The organism is Mycobacterium sp. 2YAF39 (assembly GCF_052114565.1).
Lineage (GTDB): Bacteria > Actinomycetota > Actinomycetes > Mycobacteriales > Mycobacteriaceae > Mycobacterium.
The window spans coordinates 203,352-220,721 of sequence record NZ_JBFREZ010000006.1 but is presented as its reverse complement, the minus strand read 5'-3'; the positions used below and the strand labels follow the sequence as shown (position 1 = coordinate 220,721).

General features: G+C 66.7%; 14 protein-coding genes, 1 tRNA gene and 1 pseudogene. 9 read left to right on the top strand and 7 right to left on the bottom strand.

What is annotated here, in order from left to right; genetic code table 11:
• Positions 1-5: 5 nt before the first annotated feature.
• The 3 genes and pseudogenes from AB4Z42_RS18775 to AB4Z42_RS18765 form a co-directional block, all read left to right on the top strand.
• Complete coding sequence (locus tag AB4Z42_RS18775; RefSeq protein ID WP_442010717.1) at positions 6-224, top strand: DUF4244 domain-containing protein; 219 nt, start codon at positions 6-8, stop codon at positions 222-224.
• Between the two features lie 41 nt (positions 225-265).
• The gene (locus AB4Z42_RS18770) at positions 266-547 is read left to right on the top strand and encodes a TadE family type IV pilus minor pilin (RefSeq protein WP_442010902.1); all 282 of its coding nucleotides are present in this window, start codon (positions 266-268) and stop codon (positions 545-547) included.
• A gap of 10 nt (positions 548-557) precedes the next feature.
• Positions 558-887, top strand: a pseudogene (locus AB4Z42_RS18765) (Rv3654c family TadE-like protein); the annotation flags it as partial.
• Here AB4Z42_RS18765 and AB4Z42_RS18760 read toward each other — a convergent pair.
• Positions 878-1,861 carry a PAS domain-containing protein gene (locus AB4Z42_RS18760; RefSeq protein ID WP_442010716.1) on the bottom strand — a complete coding sequence of 328 codons (984 nt, stop codon included), beginning with the start codon at positions 1,859-1,861 and terminating at the stop codon, positions 878-880. The pseudogene AB4Z42_RS18765 and the gene AB4Z42_RS18760 overlap by 10 nt on opposite strands.
• Positions 1,862-2,169: 308 nt before the next feature.
• On the bottom strand, positions 2,170-4,512 hold the full coding sequence (locus AB4Z42_RS18755) for a DEAD/DEAH box helicase (RefSeq protein WP_442010715.1): 2,343 nt from the start codon (positions 4,510-4,512) through the stop codon (positions 2,170-2,172).
• Between the two features lie 275 nt (positions 4,513-4,787).
• On the opposite strand from AB4Z42_RS18755, the gene AB4Z42_RS18750 reads away from it, so the two are divergent.
• The 3 genes from AB4Z42_RS18750 to topA all read left to right on the top strand — a co-directional run bounded on the left by AB4Z42_RS18750 (position 4,788) and on the right by topA (position 8,617).
• On the top strand, positions 4,788-4,991 hold the full coding sequence (locus AB4Z42_RS18750; RefSeq protein ID WP_006243848.1) for a cold-shock protein: 204 nt from the start codon (positions 4,788-4,790) through the stop codon (positions 4,989-4,991).
• A 125-nt stretch (positions 4,992-5,116) separates the two neighbouring features.
• Positions 5,117-5,695, top strand: coding sequence for a hypothetical protein (locus tag AB4Z42_RS18745; RefSeq protein WP_442010714.1), 579 nt, complete (start codon positions 5,117-5,119; stop codon positions 5,693-5,695).
• Positions 5,696-5,830: 135 nt separating this feature from the next.
• Positions 5,831-8,617, top strand: a complete 2,787-nt coding sequence (gene topA / locus AB4Z42_RS18740; RefSeq protein ID WP_442010713.1) for a type I DNA topoisomerase — start codon at positions 5,831-5,833, stop codon at positions 8,615-8,617.
• On the opposite strand, the gene AB4Z42_RS18735 is transcribed toward topA, so the two are convergent.
• Positions 8,614-9,225 (bottom strand): dihydrofolate reductase family protein, encoded by a 612-nt coding sequence (locus AB4Z42_RS18735; RefSeq protein ID WP_442010712.1) that lies wholly within the window; start codon positions 9,223-9,225, stop codon positions 8,614-8,616. The two genes, topA and AB4Z42_RS18735, sit on opposite strands and share 4 nt — an antisense overlap.
• A 60-nt stretch (positions 9,226-9,285) precedes the next feature.
• Positions 9,286-10,893, bottom strand: coding sequence for an adenylate/guanylate cyclase domain-containing protein (locus tag AB4Z42_RS18730; RefSeq protein WP_442010711.1), 1,608 nt, complete (start codon positions 10,891-10,893; stop codon positions 9,286-9,288).
• A 92-nt stretch (positions 10,894-10,985) separates the two neighbouring features.
• Between AB4Z42_RS18730 and AB4Z42_RS18725 the strand changes: the two genes are divergently transcribed.
• Together AB4Z42_RS18725 and AB4Z42_RS18720 are read left to right on the top strand one after the other, a co-directional pair.
• On the top strand, positions 10,986-12,194 hold the full coding sequence (locus AB4Z42_RS18725) for a DNA polymerase III subunit delta' (protein ID WP_442010710.1): 1,209 nt from the start codon (positions 10,986-10,988) through the stop codon (positions 12,192-12,194).
• Between the two features lie 85 nt (positions 12,195-12,279).
• Positions 12,280-12,355, top strand: a tRNA-Thr gene (locus AB4Z42_RS18720).
• 7 nt (positions 12,356-12,362) lie between these two features.
• On the opposite strand, the gene AB4Z42_RS18715 is transcribed toward AB4Z42_RS18720, so the two are convergent.
• The 3 genes from AB4Z42_RS18715 to galE are packed head-to-tail and all read right to left on the bottom strand — an operon-like array spanning position 12,363 to position 15,525.
• Positions 12,363-12,740, bottom strand: coding sequence for a carboxymuconolactone decarboxylase family protein (locus AB4Z42_RS18715; protein ID WP_442010709.1), 378 nt, complete (start codon positions 12,738-12,740; stop codon positions 12,363-12,365).
• A gap of 26 nt (positions 12,741-12,766) precedes the next feature.
• On the bottom strand, positions 12,767-14,551 hold the full coding sequence (locus tag AB4Z42_RS18710; RefSeq protein WP_442010708.1) for a hypothetical protein: 1,785 nt from the start codon (positions 14,549-14,551) through the stop codon (positions 12,767-12,769).
• Positions 14,548-15,525: a UDP-glucose 4-epimerase GalE gene (gene galE, locus AB4Z42_RS18705; protein ID WP_442010707.1), complete on the bottom strand. Its 978-nt coding sequence runs from the start codon at positions 15,523-15,525 to the stop codon at positions 14,548-14,550. The genes AB4Z42_RS18710 and galE overlap by 4 nt, the downstream gene beginning before the upstream one ends.
• Before the next feature lie 63 nt (positions 15,526-15,588).
• Here galE and AB4Z42_RS18700 point away from each other — a divergent pair, with 63 nt between their 5' ends.
• Entirely contained in the window at positions 15,589-17,370 is a 1,782-nt protein-coding gene (locus tag AB4Z42_RS18700) for an N-acyl-D-amino-acid deacylase family protein (protein WP_442010706.1), read from the top strand.

Sequence of the window (17,370 nt, the reverse complement as noted above, 5' to 3'; positions counted from 1 at the left end):
GAGTGATGGGAGGAAATCGATTGATACGCAACTGGGTTCGTTCAGTCACGACGAGGATGAACATGCTGGTGGTGGACGAAAGCGGCATGTCCACCGTCGAGTACGCGATCGGCACGATCGCGGCGGCGGCGTTCGGCGCGATTCTGTACACCGTGGTGACGGGCGACTCGATCGTGAGCGCATTGACCAACATCATCACTCGCGCGCTGAACACCAACGTCTAGGCGGCGAGGTCGGCGGTGCCACGGTCGAGGCGGCGTTCGGCATCGCCGGCCTTGTCGTCGTGTTGCTGGTGTGCGTCTCCAGCCTCACCGCGGTGTCGATGCACCTCCGATGTGTCGATGCAGCCAGGGAGGCGGCGCGGCTGGCCGCACGGGGCGACGACGGATCGGACGCCACACGCGCGATCGCGCCGGACGGCGCGGCGGTACAACTGCGGCGCGACGGCGAAAACGTCATCGCCACCGTCTCAGCGCACTCGGCGTTCCTGCCCGGGCTCACCATCGCAGGACGCGCGGTCGCCGCGTTGGAACCGGGTCAGCGCTGATGCGGGCTCGACCACTCCGGTGGCCGTCGCGATGATGGCAGTGCTGCTCGCGATCACCGTCGCCTGCGTGTACCTCGGCTCGGCGGCCGTTGCGCGACACCGGGCCCAATCAGCGGCCGATCTCGCCGCCCTTGCGGCGGCGGGGCGGCTGACGGAGGGCCGCGACGCCGCATGCTCGCACGCCGTCGCGCTGGCGCAGAGGATGCATGCGACGCTCGTGGAATGCTCCGTGATCGGCCTCGATGTCGTTGTCGCCGTTGACGTCACCGCGACACTGGGCCGGCTGGGATCAGGTACGGCTCGAGCCATCGCGCGGGCGGGCCCGGTCGATCACGGTTGACGTAACGTCGCCAATCCGGCGAAGACACCGTCGTCGAGTTCGACGCGGTTGATCGTCACGTGCACAGGCGTCCACCCGCCGTCGTTGGCCACCATCCGCAGGGTGGCCGACGTGCTACCGGTGGCGAATTCCTGTGTCATTCTTGCCATCTCGGCGCGATCATCCGGATGCACCGTATGGTCGCCTGCCAGACTCGCGCGCCAGTCGAAGAACGGGACCGGATCGTCGAGCCATTTCAGCAGCGTCCAGTTCGTCAGGTCGAGAAGCGCGCGATAGGCCCCAGGCTGCGCCAGTCCGTTGAGGATGCGCTGAGCCAAATAGTCGTGACGATCCGATTGGCCGTCACTTTCGCCGCGCCAGTTCATAGCTCGAAGGATCAGCCGCTGACTCCCGTCGTCCTGCTCCTCGGCCAGCACCCGGGCCACGAAGCCGATGGTGATCGGCTCGCCGCGATGGTCGGTGACGTCCCAGGAATTGCAAAGTGTCTGTCCGGGCTCGCGCGTGATGGTCATCGACAGGACGCTGGCCTCACTCGGATTGAGGTCGCGTTTGGGCAGATCCTCGGCGAACGCCCTGCCGTGCGTCACCTGGCTGTTGGGTGCCCACCCCCCGTTGTGTAGAGACTCAGCGGTGTCGGTGGCGGTGCCGCTGGTGAGGTCCCAGAGAAGTGGGCCGGGAACCGGACGGTCGGGCGGCTCCATGTCGGGCGGACCGATCCACACATGCACGCCGTGGATTCGTCCGTCGGACATCTGGATGACCTCGGTGCGGATCACGCGGTCGTTCTTCGGTGTGATGCTGCTCAGACCCTGGCCGGCGCGCACGGTCTCGCCGATAGCGGTCTGAATCGCCATCAGGTGCGGATTTCGACGTAGAAACGCACTGACCGGAACCATGTTCTTGGTTCGGCCACCTTGGGCGACCACGACGGGTTCGCTGCCCAGCGTCTCCACGAGCAGCCAGTCGTGGTTCATGAAAGGCATTTTAGGGCCGGATCGTCGGCCATCCACAGCCAGCACTCAGCTACGGAATCAGTGGTCTTGCGCATTTTAGACCCCATTTGGCGATATTTTCGCAGACGTCAGCAAACTATGCAAAAGTTGCGATACCGGCTCTCACAAGGTAGTTTGCAGCTGCACCCGACTTGTCCGGGATTGGGAACGGATCGCGTTGTCCGGCCGTTCACCGCATCCGTGGTGGTGGGCGTTTCCACAGTTCACTGCTCAGCCGCGGGCCCGTGGGGGCGACCGTACGAGGGGTCGGTCGCCCCCCGCGGGCAAACTCAGTGCGCCACGTCGCCGAGTTCGTTCAGAACCAGTCGCAGCACCTTGATCGCGCCCTGCTTGTCGAGTGGGTCGTTCCCGTTGCCGCATTTGGGCGACTGCACGCACGACGGGCACCCAGACGGGCACTCGCACGACTCGATCGCCGCCGCGGTCGCCGCCCACCACGTGTCGATCCTGCGGAAGCCGCGATCGGCGAATCCGGCGCCGCCGGGGTAGCCGTCGTAGACGAATATCGTCGGCAATCCCTGCACCGGACCGATCGCCGTGGACACCCCGCCGATGTCTCCGCGGTCGCAGCTGGCGACCAGAGGCAGCAAGCCGATGGCCGCGTGTTCGGCCGCGTGCAGCGAGCCGGGCACCCGTAGCGGCTCTATCCCGTTGTCCTGCAACGCCTCAGGTGTGATGGTGCACATCACCGCGGTCGTCTCCAGGGTGCGTGTCGGCATGTCGAGTTCGACGAAGTCGATGACCTCACCGGTCAATCCGCGGCGCAGATAGCCGATCACGGTGTTCGTCACGGACACCGGCACCAGTCCAACTGTCACCGGCCCGTAGGTCTTTCGTTCGCCCTCTCCGGTGACGGCGATATCGGTCAGCTCGCGGGCGAAGGTCGTGTACCCCGGGTCCTCGGCGTGGACGAACGCGACGCCGTCCTCGAAATCGAGCGAGTCGACGACATAGCTCTCGCCCTGGTGCAGATAGACGGCCCCGGGGTGAACCGACGCCGGTGCCTGGCCGGCGCCCGCACTGCCCAACATCCGACCCGTTCCTGCTTCCAGAATCGCGATCTGGCCGCCCGTCGAGCCGCGGATGTCCACAGCCGGATGCGGATCCACGCCGGGAGTCGCGAAGTAGCCGGTGGGTCGTCGGCGCAGCAAGCCGTCGTCGACGAGCGACTCCGCGACCGCTTCGGCATTCCACATCCGCACCTCCGCTTCGGTGAGCGGCAGTTCGGTGGCGGCGCAGAGAAGCTGCGGTCCAAGGACATAGGGGTTGGACGGATCGATGACGACACGCTCGATCGGCTTGTCCAGCAGTGCCGAAGGGTGATGGACGAGGTAGGTGTCGAGGGGGTCGTCGCGGGCGATCAGCACGATCAGTGCGCTCTGCCCCCGACGGCCCGCGCGGCCCGCCTGCTGCCAGAACGATGTCACCGTCCCCGGAAATCCCGCCAGCACGACGGCGTCGAGGCCCGCGATGTCGACCCCGAGTTCCAGGGCGTTGGTCGTCGCCAGGCCCCGCAATTCGCCGTCGGCCAGTGCGCGTTCCAACGCGCGTCGGTCTTCGGCCAGATAGCCCGCCCGATAAGAGGCCACCTTCTCGGCGAGCTCCGGCGCGAGTTCCTCCAGCCGTGCGCGCGCGCCGAGCGCCGTGAGTTCGGCGCCTCGGCGCGAACGCACGAACGTCAGCGTGCGCGCGCCCTCGGCGATCAGATTCCCCATCACCCGTGCGGCGTCCGCGCCCGCCGAACGTCGTACCGGAGCGCCGTTTTCACCGAAGACGTCGTCGAGCAGCGCCGGCTCCCATAGCGCGACGGTACGAGCGCCCTGCGGTGACCCGTCCTCGGTGACCTCGGCGACGGTTTGCCCGATCAGCTCTGAGGCGGTGATCGCCGGTGCCGCGGTGGTGGCACTGGCGAAGATCACCGTTGGCGTCTCGCCGGTTGCCGAATAGCGAGTGCTCAACCGCAGCAATCTGCGCAGCACCATGGCCACGTTTGACCCGAAAACACCTCGGTAGTAATGACATTCGTCGATGACGACGTATCGAAGGTTGCGAAGGAACACCGCCCAGCGCGCGTGGTTTCGCAGCAGCGAGAGGTGAATCATGTCGGGGTTGGAGAAGATCCACCGCGACCGCTCCCTGGCAAAGCGGCGCACTTCGGTTGGGCTGTCGCCGTCATACGAGCTCGGGGCGACGTCGCGCAGCGTGGGCACCGCTTCGGTGAGCGCCACCGCGGCGCGCAACTGATCGTGGCCGAGTGCCTTGGTGGGCGACAGATAGAGCACCCTGGCGCGCGAATCAGCCTTGAGCGCCGTCAGTACCGGCAACTGGTATGCCACCGACTTACCGGATGCCGTGCCTGTGCTCAGCACGACGTGGCGGCCGGCGTGCACAAGGTCGGCGGCGGCGAGCTGATGCGACCACGGCGCCTCGATGCCGCGATCAACAAACGCCTGCACCACATCTGGATCGGCCCACTGCGGCCAGTCCAGTCGGCGTCCTTGCCGCGGAGGGAGATCGGCGACGTGTCGCAGGGGGTCGTGTCCGCCGGGACTGGCGCCGTCGACCGCGCAAGCGAGCAGCTCGCGGCCGAAATCCGCCTCCGATCCCGACATGTACGACCCTCCTCACACCTCTCGGAGTGAATTGTTCCCCAATCGATTGCTCCTCCACTGTCGCCGCAGCGCAGAACGTGATTGACTGACGGCGGTCGCAGCTTCTGTGTTCGTGTATATGCACTCGCAGGATCGACGTTGCGCCCGCGGTTCCTGCGAGGGTTGTAGGTCGGGTCAAGTTCCGGCGACTCCACGAAGGTATGGCGGTCGGAACGGGCCCGGTACACCGGAAGTCGGTGAACCGTACCCGGTATAAGAGAAGGAAAGTACGAGAGATGCCACAGGGAACTGTGAAGTGGTTCAACGCGGAAAAGGGTTTCGGGTTCATCGCTCCCGAGGACGGCTCCGCCGATGTGTTCGTCCACTACACGGAAATCCAGGGGAGCGGCTTCCGCACCCTTGAGGAGAACCAGAAGGTCGAGTTCGAGGTTGGCCAGAGCCCCAAGGGCCCGCAGGCCACAGGCGTTCGCGCCGTCTAACCGACATACCTAGAGGAAACCCCCCGCACAGCTCCGACAACGAGCGCAGCGGGGGTGTTTTCGTTTGTGGGGTCGCCCGGCCCGGCGAAGTCTCGGTCGGGCGGTCGGGGGCTTAGTGTCGAACCGTGAGCCAGCTGTCTTTCTTCTCGGCCGAGTCGGTGCCGCCTGCGGTGGCCGACTTGACCGGAATGCTCGCCGCACCGGGTCAGGTGGTGCTTGTGGGTTCGGGGGCTCGGCTGTCGGTTGTGGTGGAGGACCTGTGGCGCGCTGAGGCGCTCGCGGAGATGATCGTCGAGGCAGGCCTGGTGCCCGAGATCGCCCGCACCGACGAGAACAACCCTCTGGTGCGCACTGCCGTGGATGCTCGCCTGGTCGGTATTGCGGGCGATTGGACGCGTGGCGCGGTCAAGACCGTCCCGCCGCAGTGGTTACCCGGGCCACGGGAGTTGCGTGCCTGGACGCTGGCAGCAGGCACCCCGGAGGCCGATCGCTACCTACTTGGTCTGGACCCCCACGCGCCCGACACCCATTCGCCACTCGCGTCGGCCATGATGCGGGTCGGGATAGCTCCGACTCTGATCGGGACCAGAGGGTCCCGTCCAGCGCTGCGGATCAGCGGTCGTAGGCGGCTATCGCGCCTGGTAGAGAACGTGGGGGAACCCCCGGGCATCGTGGACGCGTTTGACCAGTGGCCCCGCCTCTGACACGCAGGAACCGGGGGGCCAGTTTGCGTCGGCTCGCGCAGAGTGCGAAATTGTCAGTTGCCGACGAGGCCTTGTCGAACGCTGAGTGCGGTTCGGGGCGTTGTAGGCAGCAGAAGAAGTGGAGCGTAGGCACTGGTGGCAGACGGGGACAGCGGCCGTAATGGCAACGTGCGGCGACTGGTCATAGTCGAATCGCCTACCAAGGCGCGCAAAATAGCTGGTTACCTGGGCTCCAATTACATTGTGGAGTCGTCCAGGGGACACATCCGCGACCTGCCGCGAAACGCCGCCGACGTGCCCGCCAAGTTCAAATCGGAGCCCTGGGCGCGCCTCGGCGTGAACGTCGAAGACGACTTCGAGCCGCTCTACATCATCAGCCCGGAGAAGAAGAGCACCGTCGCCGAGCTGAAGGACCTGCTCAAGGACGTCGACGAGCTCTATCTGGCCACAGACGGTGACCGCGAGGGTGAGGCCATCGCGTGGCACCTCCTGGAGACACTGAAGCCCCGCATCCCGGTCAAGCGGATGGTGTTCCACGAGATCACCGAGCCGGCCATCCGGGCCGCCGCAGCGGATCCCCGGGATCTGGACAACGATCTGGTCGATGCGCAGGAGACCCGGCGCATCCTGGACCGGTTGTACGGCTACGAGGTCAGCCCGGTGCTGTGGAAGAAGGTCGCGCCGAAGCTGTCGGCAGGCCGCGTGCAGTCCGTCGCGACCCGCATCATCGTGTCGCGCGAACGGGAGCGGATGGCGTTCCGCAGCGCGGGCTACTGGGATGTCACCGCCGAACTCGACGCCAGCGTCTCCGACGCGCAGGCGTCCCCACCCACCTTCACGGCCAAGCTCAACTCGGTCGACGGGCGCCGGGTCGCGACCGGACGTGACTTCGACTCGCTGGGCGGGCTGAAGAAGCCCGACGAGGTGCTCGTGCTCGACGAGTCCGCGGCCGGTGCACTGGCCACCGGACTGCGCGGCGCGCAACTCGCGGTGTCCTCCGTCGAGCAGAAGCCTTACACCCGTAAGCCTTACCCGCCGTTCATGACGTCGACGCTGCAGCAGGAAGCGGGCCGCAAGTTGCGGTTCAGCTCGGAGCGCACGATGAGCATCGCGCAGCGGCTGTACGAGAACGGCTTCATTACTTATATGCGTACCGACTCGACGACGTTGTCGCAGTCGGCGATCAACGCCGCGCGCAACCAGGCCAGCCAGCTTTATGGCCAGGAGTACGTGCACCCGCAGCCGCGGCAGTACACCCGCAAGGTCAAGAACGCACAGGAGGCACACGAGGCCATCCGCCCCGCGGGTGACGTCTTCCAGACTCCCGGGCAGCTGCACGCACAGCTGGACACCGACGAGTTCCGGCTCTACGAACTCATCTGGCAGCGCACGGTCGCATCGCAGATGGCCGACGCGAGGGGCACCACACTGTCGCTGCGGATCTCCGGCCAGTCCAGTGCCGGGCAGGACGTCGTGTTCAGCGCCAGCGGCCGCACCATCACGTTTGCGGGCTTCCTGAAGGCCTACGTCGAGAGCATCGACGACCAGGCAGGCGGCGAGGCCGACGACGCCGAGAGCCGGCTGCCGCAGCTCGAGCAGGGCCAGCGGGTGGACGCCAAGGAGCTGACCGCCGACGGCCACAACACGTCACCGCCCGCCCGCTACACCGAGGCGTCGCTGATCAAAGCGCTCGAGGATCTCGGGATCGGTCGGCCGTCGACGTATTCGTCGATCATCAAGACGATCCAGGACCGCGGCTACGTGCACAAGAAGGGCAGCGCCCTGGTGCCGTCGTGGGTGGCGTTCGCCGTCACCGGCCTGCTCGAACAGCACTTCGGTCGGCTCGTCGACTACGGGTTCACCGCGGCGATGGAAGACGAGCTCGACGAGATCGCCTCGGGCAACGAGCAGCGGACGAACTGGCTGAGCAACTTCTACTTCGGTGGCGAGCACGGGGTCGAGAACTCGATCGCGCGCTCGGGCGGACTCAAGAAGCTCGTCGGTGTGAACCTCGAGGGCATCGACGCCCGAGAGGTCAACTCCATCAAGCTGTTCGACGACGCGCAGGGCACGCCGATCAACGTCCGGGTCGGGAAGAACGGACCGTATCTGGAACGGATGATCGCCGATCCGGACAATCCTGGTGAGCTCAAGCCGCAGCGGGCGAACCTGAAGGACGAGCTCACCCCTGACGAGCTGACGCTCGAACTGGCCGAAAAGCTTTTCAGCACACCGCAAGAAGGTCGCTCGCTCGGCATCGATCCGGCGACCGGACATGAGGTCGTCGCGAAGGACGGCCGGTACGGGCCGTACGTCACCGAGGTGCTCCCCGCGCCGGACGAACCCGATGACGGCGCCGGCTCGCCCGCGAAGAAGAGCAAGAAACCGACGGGTCCCAAGCCGCGTACCGGCTCGTTGCTGCGGACGATGGACCTGGAAACGGTCACGCTCGAGGACGCGCTGCGGCTGCTTTCGCTGCCCCGCGTGGTCGGGGTCGACCCGAACACGAACGAAGAGATCACCGCGCAGAACGGACGGTACGGCCCGTACCTCAAGCGCGGCACCGACTCTCGCTCGCTGGCCACCGAAGAGCAGATGTTCGACATCGGCCTCGACGAAGCCCTGAAAATCTATTCGGAACCCAAACGCCGTGGCGGACAGGGTGCTTCAGCGCCGCCGCTGCGCGAGCTGGGCAACGATTCCGCGACAGGCAACCCGATGGTGATCAAGGATGGCCGCTTCGGGCCCTACGTCACCGACGGCGAGACCAATGCCAGCCTTCGCAAGGGCGACGACGTGATGTCACTGACCGACGAGCGAGCCGCGGAGCTGCTCGCCGACCGCCGCGCGCGCGGTCCGGTCAAGCGCAAGAAGGCGGCAAAGAAGGCACCTGCGAAGAAGAGGGCCGCGAAGAAGTCCTAACCGGCGGTGCTCATGTCACCCGTGCCGGGTATGCCCTCGGCAAGCCCGTAGCGCAGGTACACGATGCCGTTCGGACTGGCTGTCGGCGGCTCGAGCAGTGCGATGTTGGTGGGCACGGCGCCGTCGTCGAACACCCTCTTGCCCGCACCGAGCACGATCGGGTGGATCCAGAGATCCAGACGGTCGAAGAGCTTCTCGCGCAACAACGTTTGCACCAGATTCAGGCTCCCGACGACCTTGATGTGCTCATGCCGATCGCGGATCTCACGCACCGCGCCTGCCAGGTCGGGGCCGAGGTGCGTCGACCCGGCCCACGACAGGTCCGGCGTGCCGCGCGACGCGACGTACTTCGGGACGCGATTGAACAGTGCGCCGAACTCGTCGTCCTGGTGCGGCCAGTACGCGGCGAAGATGTCGTACGTCCGCCGACCGAGCAGCAGTGCGTCCGTGCCCTCATAGGCGGCACCGACCTGAGCGCCGGACACGTCGTCGATCAGCGGGGCCTGCCAGCCGCCGAAGTCGAACCCGTCCGGATCCTCGTCGGGACCGCCGGGTGCCTGCCCGACGAGGTCGAGGGTCGCGAACATCTCGATATGGATCTGTCCCATGGCTTACTCCCGATAGGCGGTTGGCTCAGTCGGTGAATAGACCCGTCGGCGCCGCAGAAGTCATCGCTCGGCCTGCGCCTGGTTGCTTACCTGGTCCGGGATAACCAGATTCAGCGGCCGTGCCAGCTGGGTGGGAGCGATGCGCCCGCGCAGCTCGACGATCTCACCGACGTCCCAGCACAACGCCTCCGCGTCGAGCGCACCGCTGACCGCGATGGCCGAAGCGAGCACGTGACCCGCCTCGAGCTTGGCCAGTTCGGTCAGCCGCGCCGCCTCGTTGACCGGGTCGCCGATGACGGTGTACTCGAACCGGGCCTGTGCGCCGATGTGCCCGGCGATCGCGCGCCCTGCCGACACCCCGATACCGAACTCGGTCTGTCCCAGCACCTTGATCACTTCGTCGTGGAGCTCACGCGACGCCGCAAGCGCCGCCCCGCACGCATCGGGGTGCTCGATCGGCGCGCCGAAGATGGCCAGCGCCGCGTCGCCCTGGAACTTGTTGACGAACCCGCCATGGCGGTTCACGGTGTCGACGACCACCCGGAAGAAGTCGTTGAGGAGGTTGACGACCTCGCCCGCGGGGATGGTGGCCGCCAACTGTGTCGATCCGACGAGGTCGACGAACAGCACGGCGACATCGCGTTCCTGGCCGCCGAGTTCGGTGCCGCGCTCCAGCGCCCGGCGGGCGACGTCCTCGCCGACGTAGCGGCCGAACAGGTCACGCAGCCGCTGCCGTTCCGCGAGATCGCGGACCATGTCGTTGAAGCCGGCCTGCAACAGGCCCAGCTCACTGGCGTCATAGATCTGCATGTGGGCGTTGTAGTTGCCGCGCTGCACCTCGCCGAGCGCCCAACGCAACTGGCGCAGCGGGTCGGCGATCGACATGGCCACCAGCACCGTGCCGAACAGGCCGATGATCAGCGCGGCGATGGCCAGCAGGAGGATCGGGGTGGTCAGCTTGTCCGCAGGCGCGGTGAGGACCTCGAACTTGCTGGCCACCAGTGCCAGCACGATCGCCAGGATCGGCACGCCGGTGGACAGCACCCACGTCATCACCTGGCGCTGGATCACCCCGGGGGCGCGGAAATTCTCGGGTACGCCGCCGCGCAGGGCGGCCACGGCGACGGGCCGCAGCACCCGCTCCGACTGCAGGTAACCGATGATCGCCGTCGCGGTGGCGCCAAGGCCGCTGGCGACCGCGACGACCGGCGCCGACTTGCTGGCCACCGGCCAGCTGGCGACGATGAACACGACCGACCCCAGCATCCAGTTCGCGACGTTGATCATCGTGCGGTAGTAGGGCATTTTGAGCGCGCGGACCCGGGCCAACTCCGTGACGGCCGGGTCACTGTCGGTGAGCAGTGTGTCGCGGCGCTGCCAGCGGATCACCGGGATCAGCAGCCGCAGGCTCAGGTACGACGCGGTCGTGAACGAGACGAACAGGAAGCCCAGGAACACCGTCAGATTGAAGGCGGGCAGATCCTGCAGCTGAATGCGGTCCTCCGGAGGGAGGCCGAAGCGCAGGAAGCTCAGGACCAGGAGGGCGCCGATGATGTCGGCCTGCAGCATCCCGAGCGTGAACACCGGCCACGGCGTGCGTGCGACCCAGCGGACGAATGCACTGATTCGCCTGATGGGTATGGCCTTCGAGACGGCCCCGGTGGTCACTGGTCAACCGTATCGGTCGACACGGACTCCAAAAGGCGCAAACGAGCCCTGTGGGACGGACGTGTCGCTTCGCAGCACTACTGTTATCTGCAATGACCGGTGTCTTTTCGCGTCTGGTGGGTCAGCAGGCCGTAGAAGCCGAGTTGGTGGCCGCGGCGCAGGCTGCGCGCGGTGATTCGGCTCACAACGGCCTCGCGACGGGGACCATGACACACGCATGGTTGATCACCGGGCCGCCCGGGTCGGGTCGATCGATCGCGGCGCTGTGCTTTGCGGCCGCGCTGCAGTGCACCGATGACGGTGTTCCCGGCTGCGGTGAATGCCGGGCCTGCACGACGGCAATGGCAGGCACCCACGCCGATGTGCGGCGGATCGTCCCCGAGGGCCTGTCCATCGGCGTGGACGAGATGCGCGCCATCGTGCAGATCGCGTCAAGGCGCCCGGGGACCGGCCGCTGGCAGGTGGTGCTGATCGAGGACGCCGACCGGCTGACCGAAGGCGCAGCGAATGCGCTGCTGAAGGTCGTCGAGGAGCCGCCGCCGTCGACGGTGTTCCTGCTCTGCGCGCCGTCCGTCGACCCCGAGGACATCGCAATCACGCTGAGGTCGCGCTGCCGGCATGTGGCGCTGGTGACGCCTACTGTCGACGCCATCGCACAGGTGCTGATCGACAACGACGGGCTGAGCGAGGAGGACGCCCGCTGGGCGGCATCGGTCAGCGGCGGCCATGTCGGCAGGGCACGGCGGCTGGCAATCGACGAGGAGGCGCGTGAGCGCCGGAAGCGGGCGTTGTCGCTCGCGCGTGACGCCGCGACGCCGTCACGTGCGTACGCGGCCGCGGAGGAGCTGGTCGCCACCGCGGAGGCGGAGGCGGTGTCGCTGACGGTCGACCGCAACGAGGTCGAGGCCGAGGAGTTGCGTACCGCGCTGGGGGCCGGTGGCACCGGCAAGGGCACCGCGGGCACGATGCGCGGTGCGACCGGCGCGCTCAAAGACCTTGAAAAGCGGCAGAAGTCGCGGAAGACGCGGGCATCGCGCGACGCGCTCGACCGGGCGTTGATCGACCTGGCCACGTACTTCCGGGATGCGCTGCTCGTCTCTTCGGGGGCCGGCGACATCGCACCGAACCATCCCGACATGAGTGACCGGGTCGCCGCGATGGCCGCGCATGCTCCGCCGGACAAGCTGTTGCGGTGCATCGAGGCGGTTCTGGACTGCCGCGAGGCGCTGGACACGAACGTGAAGCCGAAGTTCGCGGTGGACGCGATGGTCGCCACGGTGGGACAGGCCCTGCGTGACTGAGTTGGGTGGGCGCTAGGCCCTGTCGTAGACTCGTCCCGCCCCAAAGTCGATGCTCTTCGCGCAAGCGCTCATCGGCGAGGGGCACGCCACCTTAGCTCAGTCGGTAGAGCGATTCACTCGTAATGAATAGGTCAGGAGTTCGATTCTCCTAGGTGGCTCCACGCGTGGTCAGCCGGCGATCACCTCGCCCGCTATGCGCATCGCGGAGTTGGCCGCCGGGAATCCTGCGTATCCGCTGGAGTGGTAGACGACCTCCGCGATCTCGTCTTCGGTCAGACCGTTGTTGCGCGCGATCTGGACGTGGATCTTCAGCTCGTCGGTCGCGCGTAACGCGATGAGGATGCCGAGCGTGACAAGGCTGCGGTCGCGACGGCTCAGACCGTCGCGTGTCCACAGGCGGCCGAAGACGTTGTCCATCACGAGCGGAAGCATCTCGCTGCCGAATGATCCTTCAGCGATCTCGAGATCTCCGTCGGGCAGCACACCGGGAAGCAGTTCGCGGAAGACCTGTACACCTTGCTCACGCACATCAATCTTGGGGGCCATGGGAACCAGCGTGGCATGCGGCGCGACTATTTGGGTGCGACGAATCCGACCGGTCCCGCCGCGATGCACACCGAAAGCGCCGCCGTGTTCGCCCGGACATCGATCGCATCGCCCGCGCCGGGGAGTCGGACGAAGACCCGGTTGAGCCCGGGCCGCACCGGCACCTTCACCTCGACACCCTCGGCCAGCGCCATCGTCAGCGATCCGTCGCTGTTGGCCAGGTAGTTGATCTCCGCGGTCCAGTCGGCGGGCAGCAGCGGACCGTCGAGCGGCATGCGCACGGGGAAGTCGGGCTGGACCAGATAGCCGCACTGCGGAGCAGGGCCCTCGACGATGCTGCGCACCCATGTGACCTTCGCGTCGACCAACCGGCCGGAGCTGTCGAGCATGCGTAAGTCGGTTGTGGCCGAAGCGAATTCGGGCCTGTTCCGCAGCAGGGCGAACATGTGGCTGGCCAGGCTCTCGGGTCCGACCACGCGCTGCAGGACCATCGGGTCGACCTCCTGGTCGAGCATGACGGCGCTGGATTCCTGTGCGGCGGTGGCCAGTCCCGCCATGGCGTTCTGCAGGTACGACTGGGCCGGGTTGTCACGCCAGCTCGTCAGGAACGTCGCGGTCGAATACAGGCTACTCGCCATGAATGCGGCTGTGGCGACGACGATTACGGTCGTCCGCGCGCGGGATGCGTCCAGCCACTGCGCGCCTTCGCGGTTGGGCGCACACAGACCGACGGCAGCCAGGAGTGCCAGCACGACGGCGAGATCGGGGAGGTACCGCAGGGTCTGCGCCAACTCGAGCGCGGTGAACTGCGACGACCGCAGCAGGTAGATCGGTATCTGGCATGCCACCGCGTAGCCGAGCGCCGTGAGCCACACCACACCGATGCGCCGCTTCCGCATGACGGTCACGGCCACCACCGCCGCCAGCGCCACCCAGCCCAGAATCATGACGGTCGGCGGCGGCGTACCCCACGGCGATGCGGGCGCCCAGCGCTGCCAATCCCAGGGGCCGCCGACGAGCCCGGGCACAATCCCATGGGTTACCGAGCGCGCCAGAAGATCCCATGTCATCGACCAGTCAAGGCTCCACCGCTTATGGTCGACGACCGCGAGGTACACGGCGATCCACCCGGCTGTCACCGCCAGCGACGACACCCACAGCCGAATGCCCCGGCGCCACACCAGCATCGGTGAGCCCGTGCCGGTGACGTGGGCCAGCAGGGCGGTTATCGCGAACGCGATGAACGGGATGACGGCCGCTTTCTCGAAGAACAGCAGACCGCCGAGAAATACCAGTAGACCCGTGACGGCGTAGCGCTGATTGCCGGTACGCACCAGAAGAACAGCGTCGCCGCACACCCACGCCAGCGCTGCCAGCATCGGCAGCGAGTTCAACGCGGCCGCCCACCATGCGAAGCCCGGTACGGCCAGGGGAGTGAACAGCGCGAACGTCAACGGGATCAGCAGCACGGGCCGCCAGCCGAGAATCACGTGCAGTGCCCGCAGCAGCGCCAGCGATGCGAGCACCTGCAGCACGATCAGGCTGATCGCAGGTAAGAACCACTGCAGCGGGGCGAGTCGGGTGATCCCACCGGCGACCAGAAACGCGGCGGGCATGACGTGACCGTCGTGGTCGTCGAACAGATAACCTGCCGAGAGGAGGTCCTGGGTGCCCGCCCGGCCGATGAGGATCAGGTCATCCCAGTAGAAGTAGCCGCCGAAGGCGAGCACCGCCCGTATGATCAGTTGCACCGCGATCAGCGCTACAGCGGCGCGGGCGACCCAGTTGAGTTGGCGTGTAATGCTTTTCACGCGGGATAGTTGTCGCCGGCCCGGCTTCGAGCGGCCCACGCGGAGGCCACCATGTCCTCGAGCGAATGCCGCATCTGCCAGTCCAGGTCGCGGCCTGCCAGATCGCCGGACGCGACGATCCGCGCCGGGTCTCCCGGCCGCCGGGGTTGGACCGTCGGTTCGAAGTCGATTCCGGTCACTGTCCGGATGGCCGTCATGATCTCGCGGACCGACGTGCCGTCGCCACTGCCGAGGTTGTACACGGGCTCGACCGGCTGCTGGGCTGTCAACCGCAGCGCGGCGGCGACGTGCGCCAGGGCCAGATCGGCGACGTGGATGTAGTCGCGCACGCATGTTCCGTCCGGCGTCGGATAGTCGTCACCGTTGATATGTGGCGTCTCACCGCGATACAGCATGTCGAAAACCAGCGGGAACAGATTGTGTGGACTGACGTCGAACAGCTCCTCGGACCCCGAGCCGACCACGTTGAAGTAGCGCAGGCTGGTGTGTCTGAGGCCCGACGCACGCCCGGCGTCGCGCAGGATCCATTCGCCGATCAGTTTGGTTTCACCGTATGGCGACTCCGGTGCGGTCGCGGTGTCCTCGGTGACGATGTCGACGTCCGGCGTGCCGAAGGTGGCCGCGCTGGACGAGAACACCATCTTGTCGACACCCGCGGCGTCCATCGCCTTGAGCAACGTCACCATCGCCGAGACGTTCTGCTCGTAGGTGTGCAGGGGGCGCCGGACCGATACGCCTGCGTACTTGAATCCGGCGATGTGGATGACGCCGTCGACGTCGTGGTCTGCCAGCGTGCGCGCGATCAGGTCACCGTCGAGGAGGCTGCCGCGGACGAACGGCACCGATGCGGGGACGAACTGCTCCAGCCCGCTGGACAGGTCGTCGATGACGACGACGTCGATGCCGGCGTCCAGCAGGGCTCGGACCACGTGAGAGCCGATATAGCCCGCCCCACCCGTCACCATCCATGCCATCGGCGTGAGTCTAGTGGCAGAAAAAGATTGCGAGTACTTACTTTCTATTGTAGGCTCGCTGCCATGACCTACGACGTGATCGTTCGCAATGGCCTCTGGTTCGACGGCACCGGCGCGGCCCCGCAGGTCCGCTCGCTGGGCATCCGTGACGGAATCGTCGCGAAGGTGTCCGCAGGACCCCTCGACGAGGCGGGTTGCCCCGACGTCATCGACGCGACGGGTAAGTGGATCGTCCCCGGATTCATCGACGTGCACACGCACTATGACGCCGAGGTGCTGCTCGATCCGGGCCTGCGCGAATCGGTACGCCACGGTGTCACCACCGTGCTGCTCGGAAACTGCTCACTGTCGACGGTCTACGCCGACACCGAGGACGCCGCCGATCTGTTCAGCCGCGTCGAGGCCGTACCCCGCGAGTTCGTCCACGGCGCACTGGAAGCCAAGAAGACGTGGTCCGAACCGGCCGAGTACGTGCGCGCCCTCGAGGATCTGCCGCTCGGCCCGAACGTCGGGTCGATGCTGGGACATTCGGACCTTCGCACCAGCGTGCTGGGGCTGGACCGCGCCACGACCGAAGGTGTCAAGCCGACGCCGGCCGAGCTGGACCGGATGACGGAGATGCTCGAGAAGGCGCTAGACGCAGGGCTTCTCGGTATGTCGGGCATGGACGCACCCATCGACAAGCTCGACGGCGACCGGTTCCGCTCGCGGGCCCTGCCGTCTACGTTCGCGACGTGGCGCGAGCGCCGCAAGCTGATCTCGGTGCTGCGCAGGCGCGGCCGCATTCTGCAGAGTGCGCCCAACACCACGAAGCCGCTCGAGGCGTTGAACTTCTTCCTGACCAGCAGTCGGATGTTCGGTCGGCGGCCCGGTGTGCGGATGAGCCTGCTTGTGTCCGCCGACGCCAAGTCCATGACCGGCGCGGTGCACGTATTCGGGCCCGGCACACGGCTTATCAACAAGGTGTTCGACTCGCTGGTGCGGTTCCAGCATCTGCCGGTTCCGTTCGAGCTGTACTCCGACGGCATCGACCTGCCGGTGTTCGAGGAGTTCGGCGCAGGCACCGCCGCGCTGCATCTGAAAGACCAGTTCGAGCGCAACGAGCTGCTCGCCGACACCGAATATCGCCGCCGGTTCCGCAAGTCGTTCGACCGCAAGAAGCTGGGTCCGTCGTTGTGGCACCGTGACTTCCATGACGCGACGATCGTCGAGTGCCCCGACAAGACGCTGATCGGCAAGAGCTTCGGTCAGATCGCCGACGAGCGCGGACTGCATCCACTCGACGCATTCCTCGACGTGCTCGTCGAGAACGGCGAGCGCAACGTGCGGTGGACGACCATCGTGGCGAACCACCGCCCCAGGTATCTCGACCGCCTCGCGGCCGAACCGTCCATCCACATGGGGTTCTCCGACGCCGGCGCCCACCTTCGCAACATGGCGTTCTACAACTTCTCGCTGAAGTTGCTCAAGCGTGTCCATGACGCCGACAGGGCGGGCCGGCCCTTCCTGTCGGTGCAGCGGGCGGTGTACCGGCTCACTGCCGAGGTCGCCGAATGGTTCGGCCTCGAGGCGGGCACCTTGCGTGAGGGTGAGCGTGCCGACTTCGTCGTCATCGACCCCGAGCGCCTCGACGAATCGGTGAACGCGTACCACGAGGAGACCGTCCCGTTCTACGGTGGGCTGAGCCGCATGGTCAATCGCAACGACGACACAGTGGTGGCGACCGCGGTCAACGGCACGGTCGTGTTCCGCGACGGCGAGTTCTGCGACGGCTACGGTACGACGCTGAAGTCCGGCCACTTCCTGCGCGCTGGAAACGCCCAACCGGCGAAAGCGCTTGTCTGA